The organism is Agrobacterium sp. LR_9, assembly GCF_041954855.1.
GTDB lineage: Bacteria > Pseudomonadota > Alphaproteobacteria > Rhizobiales > Rhizobiaceae > Agrobacterium > Agrobacterium leguminum.
Window position 1 is genome coordinate 68645 of record NZ_JAVAYA010000008.1, and the last position, 15747, is coordinate 84391.

General features: G+C 61.7%; 11 protein-coding genes. All 11 read left to right on the plus strand.

The window, feature by feature from the left end; all coding sequences use genetic code 11:
- The first annotated feature begins 47 nt into the window (after window positions 1-47).
- The 11 genes from RAC79_RS11745 (at window position 48) to RAC79_RS11795 (ending at window position 15727) form a co-directional block, all read left to right on the plus strand.
- Window positions 48-1262: an HlyD family secretion protein gene (locus tag RAC79_RS11745; RefSeq protein ID WP_065656356.1), complete on the plus strand. Its 1215-nt coding sequence runs from the start codon at window positions 48-50 to the stop codon at window positions 1260-1262.
- Between the two features lie 34 nt (window positions 1263-1296).
- Window positions 1297-2880 (plus strand): DHA2 family efflux MFS transporter permease subunit, encoded by a 1584-nt coding sequence (locus RAC79_RS11750; RefSeq protein ID WP_065656357.1) that lies wholly within the window; start codon window positions 1297-1299, stop codon window positions 2878-2880.
- A gap of 223 nt (window positions 2881-3103) precedes the next feature.
- Entirely contained in the window at window positions 3104-4126 is a 1023-nt protein-coding gene (locus tag RAC79_RS11755) for a LacI family DNA-binding transcriptional regulator (RefSeq protein ID WP_065656358.1), read from the plus strand.
- Window positions 4127-4231: 105 nt separating this feature from the next.
- Window positions 4232-5686: a xylulokinase gene (gene xylB / locus RAC79_RS11760; protein WP_065656359.1), complete on the plus strand. Its 1455-nt coding sequence runs from the start codon at window positions 4232-4234 to the stop codon at window positions 5684-5686.
- Window positions 5687-5918: 232 nt separating this feature from the next.
- On the plus strand, window positions 5919-7229 hold the full coding sequence (xylA, locus tag RAC79_RS11765; RefSeq protein ID WP_065656360.1) for a xylose isomerase: 1311 nt from the start codon (window positions 5919-5921) through the stop codon (window positions 7227-7229).
- Between the two features lie 745 nt (window positions 7230-7974).
- Window positions 7975-9354, plus strand: coding sequence for a GH1 family beta-glucosidase (locus tag RAC79_RS11770; RefSeq protein WP_374997023.1), 1380 nt, complete (start codon window positions 7975-7977; stop codon window positions 9352-9354).
- Between the two features lie 368 nt (window positions 9355-9722).
- Window positions 9723-10352: an NAD(P)H-dependent oxidoreductase gene (locus RAC79_RS11775; protein ID WP_304983188.1), complete on the plus strand. Its 630-nt coding sequence runs from the start codon at window positions 9723-9725 to the stop codon at window positions 10350-10352.
- 368 nt (window positions 10353-10720) lie between these two features.
- Complete coding sequence (locus RAC79_RS11780) at window positions 10721-11761, plus strand: methionine ABC transporter ATP-binding protein (protein WP_174037678.1); 1041 nt, start codon at window positions 10721-10723, stop codon at window positions 11759-11761.
- Window positions 11751-12419 (plus strand): methionine ABC transporter permease, encoded by a 669-nt coding sequence (locus RAC79_RS11785; protein ID WP_374997024.1) that lies wholly within the window; start codon window positions 11751-11753, stop codon window positions 12417-12419. Before RAC79_RS11780 ends, RAC79_RS11785 begins: the two co-directional genes overlap by 11 nt.
- Window positions 12420-12452: 33 nt before the next feature.
- Window positions 12453-13232 carry a MetQ/NlpA family ABC transporter substrate-binding protein gene (locus RAC79_RS11790; RefSeq protein WP_004433407.1) on the plus strand — a complete coding sequence of 260 codons (780 nt, stop codon included), beginning with the start codon at window positions 12453-12455 and terminating at the stop codon, window positions 13230-13232.
- A 251-nt stretch (window positions 13233-13483) separates the two neighbouring features.
- Window positions 13484-15727 carry an EAL domain-containing protein gene (locus RAC79_RS11795; RefSeq protein ID WP_188129063.1) on the plus strand — a complete coding sequence of 748 codons (2244 nt, stop codon included), beginning with the start codon at window positions 13484-13486 and terminating at the stop codon, window positions 15725-15727.
- The last annotated feature ends 20 nt before the right edge of the window (window positions 15728-15747 follow it).

Here is a 15747-nt window from a genome sequence, read left to right on the forward strand (position 1 = left end):
ACGGTTCAGTTCGAAAAACTTTCTTCAATTTATCACGGTAAGCTCCCATGTCGGCCCAGAAGAATAGCGCGGTTCGCGCCGTCAACGATGCGGAAGAGGCGGATATCTCCGCCAAGGCCGAGACCTCTCCGGCAAAGCCGGCCGAGGCCGCGCCGCCGCAGCAGCCCCAGACCATTGCGCCGCCGAAGCAGAAGAAGCGTTCCAAGCTTCTGCCGGTCATCGCGGTTGCCCTTCTCGCCGGCGCCGGCTGGTACGGTTACAACTGGTGGGTCGACGGCCGCTTCATGGTGTCGACGGACGATGCCTATATAGAAGGCGATATCGCCGTCATCGCACCGAAGGTTTCGGGCTATGTCGCCAAGGTGAACGTGGTCGAGAACCAGGAAGTCAAGGCGGGCGATCCGCTGGTGACGCTGGACGACGGCGATTATCGCATCGCGCTCGATCAGGCCGAAGCCCAGATTCGCACCGAGCAACTGTCACTGAAGCGCATCGATGCGCAGATCGTCGGCGGCGAAGCTTCGCTGGAGCAGGCCGTCGCCCAGAAGGGTGCGCTGGATGCCGCCCTTCGCGGTGCCGAAATCACCCAGAAGCGCGCCAGCGAGCTGCAGGCGAAGGATGTCGGCACGGTTGCCGCTTCCGACAATGCGCAGGTCGCGCTCGATCAGGCCAAGGCGAATGTCGTGGCCGGCGATGCCGCCATCTCCTCGGCCAAGGCCAATGTGGAACTCCTGCGCGCCCAGCGCGAGGAAGCCGAAAGCACGATCCGTTCGCTGCAGCTTTCCCGCGACAAGGCCGCCCGCGATCTTTCCTTCACTGTTCTGAAGGCGCCTTATGACGGCGTCATCGGCAATCTGGCGGTTCAGAACGGCGATCTGGTGTCTGTCGGCAAGCGTCTGGCTTCGCTGGTGCCGATGAACGAGCTTTATATCGACGCCAATTTCAAGGAAACGCAGCTTGCCCGCGTCGTGCCCGGTTCGAAGGTGCGCGTGCATGTCGACGCCTTTGACGACGCGACGATCGAGGGCACGGTGCAGTCGATTTCGCCCGGCTCGGGCTCGGTCTTCTCCATGCTGCCGCCGGAAAATGCGACAGGCAACTTCACCAAGGTCATCCAGCGCGTGCCGGTTCGTATCGTCTTCTCAAAGGAAGACCTTGCAAAGCACAATCTGCGCGCCGGCCTCAGCGTCGTTGTCGATGTCGATACCCGCACGGCGCCGGAAGGCACCAGAACGGCGCAAGTTAACCCGGAAGCCAAGTAAGGCGCATCGCTGATGCGCCGTTGAGGTCAAGATCATGGCGGCTACGGTTGTCGGTACGGGCGGGGCGTCCATCCCCGCCGATCCCCCGATGGACAGGCGCAGGCTCATCGCGTTTTTCGCGATGGTCTTCGGCATGTTCATGTCCATCCTCGACATTCAGATTGTCTCCGCGTCGCTCGCGGAGATCCAGGCGGGTCTCGGCGCGGGTTCCGATGAGATCGCCTGGGTGCAGACCTCCTATCTGATCGCCGAAGTCATCATGATCCCGCTGTCGGGCACGCTGGCGCGCATTCTCTCCACGCGCGTTCTGTTTGCCACCTGCGCGGCCGGCTTCACCATATCGAGCGCGCTCTGCGCCACAGCCACCAATATCGACCAGATGATCGTCTACCGCGCGATCCAGGGCTTTATCGGCGGCGGCATGATCCCCTCCGTCTTCGCCGCCGCCTTCACGATCTTCCCGCCCTCGAAGCGTTCGGTCGTGTCACCAATCATCGGTCTCGTCGCCACGCTTGCGCCCACCATCGGCCCGACGGTCGGCGGTTATCTCTCCAATGCTTTTTCCTGGCACTGGCTGTTCCTCGTCAACATCATCCCCGGCATCATCGTCACCATCCTCACCTGGAGCCTGATCGATTTCGACAAGCCGGAAAAGTCGCTGTGGAAGAAGTTCGACTGGTGGGGGCTGATCTCCATGGCCGTCTTCCTCGGCTCGCTGGAATATGTGCTTGAAGAGGGCAACAACAAGGACTGGTTCAACGACGAGCATATCGTCATGGGAACGGTCGCCATGGTCATCGGCGCGGCCGTGTTCTTCTGGCGCGCCTTCAAGGTGGAATTCCCTGTCGTCGACATCCGCGCCTTCGCCGACCGCAACTTCTCCATCGGCTCGCTTTTCTCCTTCGTCATGGGCATCGGGCTTTACGGGCTGACATATCTTTACCCGCTCTATCTCGGCCGGGTGCGTGGTTACGATGCGCTGATGATCGGCGAGACCATGTTCGTCTCCGGTCTCGCCATGTTCTTCACCGCGCCGATTGCCGGCAAGGTCTCCACCAAGCTCGATCCGCGGGCGATGATGGCCATCGGCTTCATCAGCTTCGGCTGCGGCACATGGATTATGACGCATGTGACGACCGACTGGGATTTCTACGAGCTGCTGATCCCGCAGATCCTGCGCGGTTTCGGCCTGATGATGTGCATGGTGCCGATCAACAACATCGCGCTCGGCACCCTGCCGCCGGCCCGCATCCGCAATGCGTCCGGCCTGTTCAACCTCACCCGTAACCTCGGCGGCGCGGTCGGTCTTGCCATCATCAACACCATGCTGTCGCAGCGCACGGACGACCATTATGTGCGGCTGGCCGAACATGTGAGCTATTCCAACCCGCAGGCGCTGGAATGGCTGAACAGTGTCGGCGCCAACTACGATTCCTACGGGCTGGACGGCGCGTCCGTCGCCGTCAAGAAACTGGTTGGCATGGTCTCGCAGCAGGCATGGATATTGGCCTTCGCGGATGTGTTCTTCGCGCTGACGCTGTTGTTCTCGAGCCTGATCTTCATGACCGTGCTGATCCAGAAACCCAAGGCAGCGCCGCCGCCAGACGCGGCGCACTAACAAGAATCCCCTCCCATCCACCGCAGAGCTGGGGCCGTCGGAAATGACGGCCCCTTTTTTGTTTTGAATATGGAGCGAGCGAGGGCGGCATATTTCTTCTCCCCGCCGGGGAGAAGTCCGCACCCAATTCATGATCCCGGCTTTCCGCGAAATATGAGGTACGTACATCATTTTTCAGTTTACCTCGACTGCAAAGCTGGATATGCAAGGGGAGGGAGGAGCCATGAAGCCGACAGTTCACGATATCGCCGAGCGGGCGGGCGTCAGTCTCGCCACCATCGACCGGGTGCTGAACATGCGCCCCGGCGTGCATGCGGCAACGCGGGCACGGGTGGAGGCGGCCATTGCCGAGCTTGGTTACGTGCGCGATATCGCGGCTGCCAATCTGGCCAAGGGCCGCAATTATTCGCTGGTATTCATCCTGCCGGGCAATGACAATTCCTTCATGGCGACGTTGCGCGCCGAAGTGCGGGCCGCAGCGGCACGGGCGCATCTGGAGCGCACCGCGATCCGCGTCATCGAGGTGCCGCCCTTCAATGCCTCCGCGCTGACGGAGGCTCTCGAAGTCGCGCGGCGGGAAAAGCCCTCGGGCGTCGCCTTCGTCGCCACCGATTCCGAAGATGTGGCGGAAGCCGCCGACCGGCTGGCCGAAGACGGCATCGCCACGGTGACGCTGGTGTCCGATCTTTCCGGTTCGCGGCGGGATCATTATGCCGGTGTGGACAACGTCGCGGCCGGGCGCACGGCGGCAAGCCTGATGGGACGTTTTCTCTCCGGGCGCGGCGGCGATGTCGCGGTTGTCGCCGGCTCCATGCTGGTGCGCGACCATCGCGAACGTCTGGAAGGATTTCGCGCCGTCATCGAATCCGAGTTTCCGCAATTGCAGCTGCTGCCGGTGCTGGAGGGCAGGGACGATCCGCTCACCGTCGAGACGCTGGTGCGCAAGGCGCTCGGCAATGCCGCGCTCTCCGGCATCTACAGCCTCGGCGCGGGCAATCGCGGCCTCATCCGGGCGCTTGGCGCGGCAGAGGGCGAAAGAGCGCTTTCGGTCATCGCCCATGAGCTGACGGAAAACACCGCCAATGCGCTGCGGGAAGGGCTGCTGGACGCCGTGCTCAACCAGGACGCGGGTCACGAGGTGCGCAGCGCCATCCGCGTGTTGAAGGCGCGGGCCGATGGCCAGCCCGTCATCGCCGCGCAGGAACGTATCCGTATCGACATATTCCTCAGGGACAATCTTCCTTGATGAGAGCATTTCCAGGAAAAGTGGCCGCCGGTTTTCCGTCCGGAAATGCGGCGACTTTTAAAAAACGCTGAAAGCGGCGCATGGCGCGCCGGAATGGAGAAATACATGTATCTCGGTCTCGATCTTGGCACATCCGGCGTCAAAGCCCTGCTGATGGACGGCGATCAGAAAATCATCGGCTCGGCCAACGGCTCGCTGGACGTTTCGCGCCCGCATCACGGCTGGTCGGAACAGGACCCGGCCGACTGGATTGCCGCGACGAAAACCGCCGTTGCCGGCCTGAAGCAGAAGTTTCCGAAGGAGCTTGCCGCCGTCAAGGGCATCGGCCTTTCCGGCCAGATGCATGGCGCAACGCTGATCGATGCGGCCGGCAAGGTGCTGCGCCCCTGCATCCTGTGGAACGACACGCGCTCTTATGCCGAGGCCGCCGCGCTGGATGCCGATCCACGCTTCCGCAAGATCACCGGCAATATCGTTTTCCCCGGCTTCACCGCGCCGAAACTTGCCTGGGTGGCGAAGAACGAACCTGAAATCTTCGCGAAAGTGGCCAAGGTCCTGCTGCCGAAGGATTATCTGCGTCTGTGGCTGACGGGAGACTATATCTCCGAAATGTCGGATTCCGCCGGCACCTCCTGGCTCGATACCGGCGCGCGCAAATGGTCTTCCGAGCTTCTTGCCGCCACCGGGCTGGATGAAAAGCACATGCCCTCGCTGGTGGAAGGCACGGATGAGGCGGGCGTGCTGCGCGCCGAACTTGGCTCCGAATGGGGCATTTCCGGCCGCACCATCGTTGCCGGCGGCGCGGGAGACAATGCCGCTTCCGCCTGCGGCATGGGCACGGTGAAGGAAGGCCACGCCTTCGTCTCGCTCGGCACATCCGGCGTTCTTTTTGCCGCCAATGCATCTTACCTGCCGAAGCCGGAAAGCGCCGTGCACGCCTTTTGCCATGCGCTGCCCAATACCTGGCACCAGATGGGCGTGATCCTCTCCGCCACCGATGCGCTGAACTGGTATTCGCGCCTCACCGGCCAATCCGCCGCCGATCTGACCGGCGAGCTGGGCGAAACGCTGCTTGCACCAACCGGTGTCACCTTCGCGCCCTATCTCTCTGGCGAGCGCACACCGCACAACGACGCCGCCATTCGCGGTTCCTTCATCGGCCTTTCGCATGAAAGCGACCGCAAGGCGCTGACCCAGGCGGTGCTGGAAGGCGTGACTTTCGCGATCCGTGACAATCTCGAAGCGCTGAAGTCGGCCGGCACGTCCATCTCCCGCGTCACCGCCATCGGCGGCGGCTCGCGCTCGGCCTATTGGCTGGCCTCCATCGCCACCTCGCTCGGCGTGCCCGTCGATATTCCGGCCGAGGGCGATTTCGGCGCCGCTTTCGGTGCGGCCCGCCTCGGCCTCATCGCCGCGACCGGGGCCGATCCGGTGGCGGTTTGCGCGCAGCCGGAAACGGCGCGGACCATCGAGCCGGTGGCGGCGCTGGCCGGCGCCTATGAGGAGGCTTACCGGCGCTATCATGCGCTTTATCCGGCTATTCGGGCGCTTTCGCATTGAGACACGGTGTGTGCGGCTTCACCCCCCTCTGCCCTGCCGGGCATCTCCCCCTCAAGGGGGGAGATCGACAAGCGGCTACATCTCGTCCTCATGCGAGGTCGAGTATGGAGCGATAGATAGCGTCCTGCTGATCTCCCCCCTTGAGGGGGAGATGTCCGGCAGGACAGAGGGGGGTGAGCCACGCCCTCCAACCTATACCGAACACCATCTAAACCCACCAAGGAGGATCACCATGAGCACAGGTTTCTTCGGCGATATTGCCAAGATCAAATATGAAGGCCCCGACAGCACCAACCCGCTGGCCTTCCGTCATTACAACCCCGATGAGATCGTCGCCGGCAAGCGCATGGAAGATCACCTGCGTTTTGCGGTGGCCTATTGGCACACCTTCACCTGGCCGGGCGGCGACCCCTTCGGTGGCCAGACGTTCCTGCGCCCATGGTTCGAAGATACGATGCAGGCGGCGAAACTGAAGGCGGATGTGGCTTTCGAATTCTTCTCGCTGCTCGGTTCGCCGTTCTACTGCTTCCACGACGCCGATGTGCGCCCGGAAGGCCGGAACTTTGCGGAGAATACCAAGAACCTCAATGAGATCGTTGATTATTTTGCCCAAAAGCAGGCCGATACCGGCGTGAAGCTTCTGTGGGGCACGGCGAACCTCTTCTCCAACCGCCGCTTCATGTCGGGTGCTGCCACCAATCCGGACCCGGATGTTTTCGCTTTCTCCGCCGCGACCGTGAAGACCTGCATGGACGCCACCAAGAAGCTCGGCGGTGCGAACTATGTTCTGTGGGGCGGCCGTGAAGGTTACGAGACCCTGCTCAATACCGATCTGTCGCGTGAACTCGACCAGCTCGGACGCTTCCTCAATCTGGTGGTGGAGTATAAATACAAGATCGGCTTCGAAGGCACGATCCTGATCGAGCCGAAGCCGCAGGAGCCGACCAAGCACCAGTATGACTACGACGTCGCCACCGTTTACGCCTTCCTGCAGAAGAACGGTCTGGAAAAGGAAGTGAAGGTCAATATCGAGCAGGGCCACGCCATTCTCGCCGGCCACTCCTTCGAACACGAACTGGCCATGGCCAATGCCTTCGGCATTTTCGGCTCCATCGACATGAACCGTAACGACTACCAGTCGGGCTGGGATACCGACCAGTTCCCCAACAACGTGCCGGAAATGGCGCTCGCTTATTACCATGTTCTGGCCGGTGGCGGTTTCAAGAACGGCGGCACCAACTTCGATTCCAAGCTGCGCCGTCAGTCGCTCGATCCGCAGGACCTGCTGATCGGCCATATCGGCGGCATGGATTGCTGCGCCCGCGGCCTGAAGGCGGCGGCGAAGATGATCGAGGACGGCGCGCTGTCGAAGCCGCTTGCGGAGCGTTACGCCAAATGGGATTCGGCTGAAGCCCAGAAGATGCTGCGCGGCGAGCTGAAGCTGGAAGAGATTGCCGCCCTGGTGGAGCGTGAGGATATCAATCCCGAGCCGAAGTCCGGCCGTCAGGAATATCTCGAAAACGTGGTCAATCGTTACGTTTGACGGGTTGGAGGGGGCGGCGGCAGCGTCGCCCCCTCATCGCCTCGCTTCGCTCAGGCACTTCTCCCCGGCGGGGAGAAGAACAAGCGGGGTGCTCTTTGCCCAAAGCGACCTCTCCTGAGAATATGCTGCGGTCACTGCACATTTCTTCTCCCCGGCCGGGGAGAAGGTGGCCCGAAGGGCCGGATGAGGGGGCTTGCTCTCCGTTCTGTTCCAAAAGATGCGGACAACTCCGCGCCAAGCCTCCTTCTTTTCCAGTCACTTCCCGAAAAATACGTCCCCTCCCATCCCCACCCGCCATTTCCGCCGCATCATTCCTCCCGCAACCGGAACGGAAGGGCGATACGCGCGGCGCCTTTCGCGAACCGGAGGCCGGCATCGACAAGCATGGTTCTGGCAAACCGTGTTTCGGAAAGGCATTCCGCCGGGCCAGAGGCGGGAAGGACCGATCCGATAGGTGTCGTGAAAAGGCTGTGACCGACGGGCTGCCCTGACGGCCCTGATGATGCGGCCCGGTGAATGCACGACTCCTCCACCTCCCATCTTCTACCCGCATTCGCCGGGTCGATGCCTTGCGCCGCCGGCAAACGCTGCGGCGGCACTCCCGCATGCAAAGCGCTTTGGACTTGTTAACTGCGCATCCTGAAACGTTGTAGATTCCTGCCGCCCACGACTGTACCTGCCGGCCGACATGGTCTAAACCCCTGCTGATCTTTTCACGCTCGATGGACAGAGAAGGGCCTCGCAGATGACCGATCCCAAAACGCTAGCCGCCCGTTTCCCCGGCGATTTCCTGTTCGGCGTCGCGACCGCCTCTTTCCAGATCGAAGGCTCCACAAAGGCAGATGGCCGCAAGCCCTCCATCTGGGACGCCTTCTGCAATATGCCGGGCCATGTCTTCGGGCGTCACAATGGCGATATTGCCTGCGATCATTATAATCGCTGGGAACAGGATCTCGATCTCATCAAGGACATGGGTGTCGAGGCCTATCGTTTCTCCATCGCCTGGCCGCGCATCGTTCCGGATGGTTTCGGACCGATCAACGAGAAGGGGCTGGATTTTTACGACCGCCTCGTCGATGGCTGCAAGGCGCGGGGTATCAAGACCTATGCGACGCTTTACCATTGGGACCTGCCGCTGACCCTGATGGGCGACGGCGGCTGGGCCTCGCGCTCCACCGCGCACGCTTTCCAGCGATACGCCAAGACCGTGATGGCTCGTCTGGGTGACCGGTTGGATGCGGTGGCGACCTTCAACGAACCCTGGTGCGCGGTGTGGCTCAGCCATCTCTATGGCATTCACGCGCCGGGCGAGCGCAACATGGAGGCAGCCCTTGCCGCCATGCATCACATCAATCTCGCCCATGGTTTCGGCGTGGAAGCCTCTCGCCATGTCGCGCCGAAAGTGCCCGTGGGGCTGGTGCTGAACGCCCATTCCGTCATCCCGGCTTCCGATAGCGACGCTGACCTCAAGGCCGCCGAACGAGCCTTCCAGTTCCACAACGGCGCGTTTTTCGATCCGGTCTTCAAGGGCGAATATCCGGCTGAGATGATGGAGGCGCTGGGAAGCCGCATGCCGGTGGTGGAGGCGGAAGACCTTTCCATCATCAGCCAGAAGCTAGACTGGTGGGGCCTGAATTATTACACGCCGATGCGCGTTGCCGACGATGCGACACCGGGCGCGGAATTCCCCGCCACGATAGCGGCTCCAGCCATCAGCGACGTGAAGACCGATATCGGCTGGGAGGTCTATGCCCCGGCGCTCCAGTCGCTGGTGGAGACGCTCTACAAGCGTTACGACCTGCCGGATTGCTACATCACCGAAAACGGCGCCTGCTATAATATGGGCGTCGAAAACGGCGAGGTGGATGACCAGCCGCGTCTCGACTATTACGCCGAACACCTCGGTATCGTCGCCGATCTCATCCGCGACGGTTATCCGATGCGCGGTTATTTCGCCTGGAGCCTGATGGATAATTTCGAATGGGCCGAGGGTTACCGCATGCGCTTCGGTCTGGTGCATGTGGATTACGACACGCAGGTGCGGACGCTGAAGAACAGCGGCAAATGGTATAGTGCGCTGGCTTCGGGCTTTCCGAAGGGGAACCATGGTCTGGTGAAGCCGTAACGGTCACCTCCCTCATCCCTGTGCTCGTCACAGGGATCCAGCCAGCCCAAGTCCTTGGGCTGAAAAGAGTCTTTCCGCCACGCAGACGCGTGTCGGCTGGATTCCTGTGACAAGCACAGGAATGAGGGTTGGGGGACGGCCGTGCATGAACTTTACGCGCCGCATCCGGTAGCAGGCGACGTGTCAGCGCCCGTCGCAATAAAGTTCTCCCACCTTATTATCAGTTTTCCAAACTTTTTTATCGGTTACCCGGCGGTGCCTGCTTGCGCCCGCCATCCTGCCTCCTATGTCAGACGGGCTACGAAAGCGTAGCACCCGTTCTGGCGTCCAAGGGGCAGGGCGGGATGGTCCTCCCAGGGAAAACGAACATGCTTATCGAAAAACTCAACTGGCGTTATGCCACCAAGAAAATGGATCCTTCCAAGGCCGTGTCGGAAGACAAGGTCGAGCGCATTGTCGAGGCGGCGCGGCTTGCGCCCACCTCCAGCGGTCTTCAGCCCTTCGAGGTGATCGTGGTCACCGATCCTGAAGTGCGCGCCAAGATCCGCGAGATCGCCTGGAACCAGGCGCAGGTGACCGACGGTTCGCATCTGCTGGTCTTTGCGGCATGGGACAATTACACCGAAGAGCGGATCAACCACATGTTCGATCTGGTCAACGAAGAACGCGGCATCAAGAATGAAGGCTGGGAAGCCTATCGCCAGATGCTGCTTTCCACCTATCCGCAGCGCGACCAGCAGGTGAATTTCGAACACGCCGCCCGTCAGGCCTATATCGGCTTCGGCATGGCCGTGGCGCAGGCCGCTTTCGAGGGCGTGGATTCCACTCCGATGGAAGGCTTCGACCCGGCGAAGCTCGATGAAATCCTCGGCCTGCGTGAAAAGGGCCTGCGCTCCGTCACCATCCTGCCGCTCGGTTATCGTCAGCCGGATGGCGACTGGCTGGTGAACCTGAAAAAGGTCCGCCGCCCGCTCGAGGAATTCACCAGCCGCGTGTGATTTTCATATCGTCGCGAAATCTTGACTGCCGCAGGGCCGCCTCCGCGGCTTTGCGGTAGATTTTTCCTCTCTTTTCAGATAATTGAAAAAACATCCCTGTTAAAAGGTGGCGTGTGCGGGCAAGTATGCGCCATCGAATTGCCGATCCCCGGCATTTCTGAGTGAAAGCCTGACGAAATGACCCGGAAAATCAGCTGTCATCGAATGTGCCCGAAGGCTGCATGAAGAGAGCGGTTCAGCACCGCAACAGGATTTTTTGAGACCCGATCCGTCACGCATTCCCAGAGTTTACAATGAGTTTTCCATCCAGCGCGGCATCCCCCGCGCGCCAAGAACAGGCGGTCCCTGAAGGGTCGGCAAAGGAGCCTATGGTCACGTTTGAAGGCGTGACCAAGACCTTTGGCGGCGCCGGCGGCAAGCCTGGTTTCGCAGCCCTTGCCGGTATCGACTACGTGGTGCCGAAAGGCTCCATCACCGGCATTATCGGCCGCTCCGGTGCGGGCAAATCCACGCTCATCCGCCTCGCCAACGGCCTTGAAAAGCCCTCGACCGGCCGCGTGGTCGTCGATGGCGTCGATGTCGCGGCGCTCGATGAAAAGAGCCTGCGCACGCTGCGCCGTTCCGTCGGCATGATCTTCCAGCATTTCAATCTCCTCTCCTCGCGCACCGCTTTCGATAATGTGGCCCTGCCGCTCGAAATCGCCGGCATGGGCAAGAAGGAGATCGAAACGCGCGTTGCGCCGCTGCTCGATCTCGTCGGGCTTTCGGACAAGGCCAATCGTTATCCGGCGGAACTCTCCGGCGGCCAGAAGCAGCGTGTCGGCATTGCCCGTGCGCTCGCCACCCAGCCGAAGCTGCTCCTTTCCGACGAGGCGACATCGGCGCTCGATCCGGAAACGACGCAATCCATTCTTGAATTGCTGAAGCGCATCAATGCCGAGCTGGGGCTCACCGTGCTGCTCATCACCCACGAGATGGAGGTGGTGAAAACCATCGCCTCGCAGGTGGCGGTCATCGACAGAGGCCTGATCGTGGAAGAAGGCACGACCTTCGACATCTTCACCGCGCCGAAACACGAGACGACCCGCAGCCTGCTGTCGTCCTCGGTCGGCGTGAAGCTGCCGCATTGGGTCACTTCGGGCCTGAAACCGCAGGCGGCGGAAGGCGACCGTGTTCTGGTGCGCCTGGTGTTTTTCGGCGAGACGGCCTTTCAGCCGCTGACGGCGCGCCTCGTCTCCGAAATCGGCCCTGACGTGAACATCCTTGCCGGCACCATCGAGGAAATTTCCGGCCAGCCCTTCGGCTCGCTGGTCGTCTCCTATCCGGCCTCGGCGGATGTCACCGCCCGCGCCAATCGCTTTTATGCTGAGACCGGTCTTCACACGGAGGTGCTCGGTTATGTCGCCTGATATGCTGTTCAGCCTTCTTTCCAAGGGCCTGTTGCAGACGCTGCACATGGTCGCCGTTGCCGGCATCGTCGGCTCGCTGATCGGCGTGCCCATGGGTGTTTTCCTTGCCACCAGCGGCAAGGGCGAGCTGTTTCCGGCGCCGATGACCAACCGGCTCCTCGGCCTCGTCGTGAACGCCGCGCGCTCCACGCCCTTCATCATTCTGGTGGTGGCGATCATTCCCTTCACCCGCCTCGTCGCCGGCACTTCCATCGGCACCAGCGCGGCCATTGTGCCGCTGACGGTCGCAACCGTGCCCTTCATCGCAAGGCTGGTGGAAGCGGCGATCCGCGAGGTGGACAAGGGCCTGATCGAGGCCGCCCGCGCCATGGGCGCCACGCCGCTGCAGATCGTCACCAAGGTTCTGCTTGCCGAAGCCAAGCCCGGCATCACGCTGGCGCTTACGCTCACGCTGGTCAGCCTCATCGGTTATTCGGCCATGGTCGGCGCGGTCGGCGGCGGCGGGCTGGGCGATCTCGGCATCCGCTACGGTTACCAGCGCTTCATGCCGGATGTGATGCTGGTCGTGGTTCTGGTGCTGATCGTGCTGGTGCAGCTGGTGCAGAGCGCCGGCGACAGGCTGGCCCGCAGCTTCGACAAGCGGACCCGGAAGAATTAACTGCGTTTATAATAACAACCCAAGGAGACACCCATGAAGAAACTCATTCTCGCGGCTTCGCTCGCCGCTCTCTTCACCGCCGGTCAGGCGCTGGCCGAGACCATCAAGATCGGCGTAACCCCCGCCGAGCATGCGCAGATCATGGAGCAGGTGAAGAAGATTGCGGCCGCGAAGGGTCTCGATATCGATATCGTCGAATTCTCCGACTATGTCGTGCCCAACCAGGCGCTGGCCGATGGCGAGCTGCAGGCCAACTCCTTCCAGCACCAGCCTTACCTCGACAACCAGATCGCTGACCGCAAGTTCGATCTCGTCAGCGTCGGCACCACCATCACCACCCCGATGGGCGTTTATTCGAAGAAGGTGAAGAACCTCGACGAGCTGAAGGACGGCGCAACCGTCGGCATTCCGAACGACCCGACCAATGGCGGCCGCGCGCTCCTGGTTCTCGCTTCCAAGGGCGTGCTCAAGGTCAAGGAAGAGGCCGGCCTCAAGGTAACGCCTGCCGACATCACCGAAAACCCGAAGAACATCCAGATCGTCGAACTCGACGCCGCCCAGCTGCCGCGCTCGCTTGACGATACCGACGCTTCGGTCATCAACACCAACTATGCCACGGCTGCCGGCCTGAACCCGAAGAAGGACGCCATCGCCATCGAAAGCGAAAAGTCCCCTTACGCGAACGTCATCGCCGTTCGTGCGCAGGACAAGGACAAGCCCTGGGTGAAGACGCTGGTTGAATCCTACCAGAGCCCGGAAGTGAAGGCCTTCATTCTGGAAAAGTACAACGGCACGGTCATCCCGTCCTGGTAAGCCGCTCCAGCACTGGATCAGACCGGTATTTAAGGCGAAAACCGCTTACACTTTTCGCCATCCCGGTCTAAAAAATCACGACCTCTCCCGTTCGCGGGGGAGGTTTTTTCTTTTCCGGACGGATGCAAATCCGCCTTCCATGAAAAACCCGGGGCATTTCAGGGAAGGATTTTTCAGCGCCTTTGCCAGACTGTCGTTTTATACCCGTAGTTTTTTGGGGCGGGGCCACAATGCGGCTTAACCGCTTTTGAATGTTTCCTTCGCAAGATGATGCTTTCGAAGGGGATTTTATGCGGATTGCGCCGCGCAACATTGGGGACTATTTGCCGGTCGGGCGCAGAACCGCCGTGGGCGTCGTATTGTCCACCTTCGCGCTGGTGCTTATCATCGTCACCGCGCTGGTTTTATCCGCCTTGAGCCAGGTCCGGGAAAAGGCCAACCTGCTCGACAATGCCCGTTCGCGCGAGACGACGGCGGGCGCCCTCGTCACCTTTCGTGAGCAGCTCGGCGCAACGCTGAACGACTACGCCGCCTGGGACGATGCCGCCGAATATGTCTATGCCCCTGATCGTTTCGACTGGGTGGCAAGCAATTACGGCGAGATGACGGTCAATAACGATCTCTTCGATACGGCCGTGGTCATCGATGAGGACGGCAAGGTCCGCATGGCCTATCAGGACGGCAAGCCGGTGGCATGGAAGCCGGACGCTTATTTTGCCGGCGGCCTCAGGGAAATGATCGAGCGCGTGCGTTCCATGCGTCCGGGTATCACTTCGCAGGTGACCGGCTTCGTCAAGACCGGCGATGGCGTCGCCGCCGCGGGGGTTGCGCTCGTGCGGATGAAGTCCGGGGCGCTGCCGCCGGTCGGTGCGGAGCGGCGTTACCTGGTTTTCGCCCGTCATCTCAAGCAGGCGACGGTGGACAAGCTTGCCCGCAATTACGTCATCGACGGTCTGGAACTGCAATATGGCGACGGGCCTGCCGCCAACCATGTGGATATCGTCAATCCGCTGGGGGAGGTGCTGGCCCGGCTCGTCTGGCGGTCGCACCTTCCGGGAGACGTCAGCTTTCATGAGGCGCGTCCGGTCGTCTTTACCGCGCTTGGCATTGCCGGCACGTTTTTTCTGGTGCTGCTCATCATCGGTTCGGCCACGCTCGACCGCCTGAAGGCGGATGAGGCAGCGGCGCGGGAGGAGGCGCTGCGCGACCGGCTGAGCGGCCTCAGCAACCGCGCCGGCCTCTTCGCCAGGCTGAACCGCATGGTCGACAGGGGCCGCCATGACAAGACGGATATCAAGCTGCTCTATCTCGATCTCGACGGTTTCAAGGAAATCAACGATTCCTACGGCCATGCCGCCGGCGACCGGCTGATCAAGGGCGTGGCGGCGGCGCTGAGAGTGCTGGTGCCGGAAGGTGCGGTGCTGGCGCGGCTCGGCGGCGACGAATTCGCCATCGCCATTCAGGGCAACGACGTCTGGGCCGAAGGCCGCAAACTGTGTCTGGCGCTTCTTGAACTCTTTACCGAGCCTTTCAGCATCGGTGAAAGGGTGGCGAGCATCGGTTGCAGCATCGGCACCTCGGTTTCCCGCGCCGGCGATATCAATGGCGAGGAGTTGCTGCGGCGTGCCGATATGGCGATGTATCAGGCCAAGGAGAACGGACGCGGGCGTTACGTTTCCTATGAGCTGAAGATGGATGCGCTGCGCGAGGAAAAGCTGCAGCTCGAAGCCGATCTCCGCTCCGCCATTTTAAACGATGAGATACAGGTGGTCTATCAGCCGGTCGTCAGCGCCGCCACGCGCTGTATTACCGGGGTGGAGGCGCTGGCCCGCTGGCAGCGGCCGGGATATGGCTTCGTGCCGCCGGATATCTTCATCGCTGCTGCCGAAACCAGCGGCCTTATCGACCGGCTCGGCCTTCTCGTCCTGCACAAGGCCTGCGAGACGGCGCAGCAATGGCCGTCCATCAAGCTCTCGGTGAATATCTCTCCCGTGCAGTTCCGCAATCCGGCCTTCTCCGGCCATGTGGCCGATATTCTCGACGCGACGCAGACGCCGCCCGAAAGGCTGCGGCTTGAGATGACGGAAGGCTATTTCATCCAGCATCCGGAGCGGGCGAGTGCCGCCATCGACAAGCTGAAGCAGCTTGGCCTGCATATAGCGCTCGACGATTTCGGCGCCGGCTTCGCCAGCGTCGGTTATCTGCGCCGCTTCGGTTTCGACCGGATGAAGATCGACCGTTCGCTGATCATGGCACTCGACAAGGGCGGCCGGTCGCTGGAAATGCTGCAGGCCACCGTGGCGCTGGCAAAGTCGCTCGATATTCCGGTGACGGCCGAAGGCGTGGAAACGGAAGAGCAGGCGGCCATCCTGCATCTGTGCGGCTGCGATGAATTGCAGGGTTACCTGTTCTCGAAACCGGTCGCGGCGGAAGAGATCACCGCCATGCTGGATGGGCAGGACGCACCGCTCTTTGCGTTGCGGGCAGGGGCGTGAGGCTGATTACTTCCACTCAT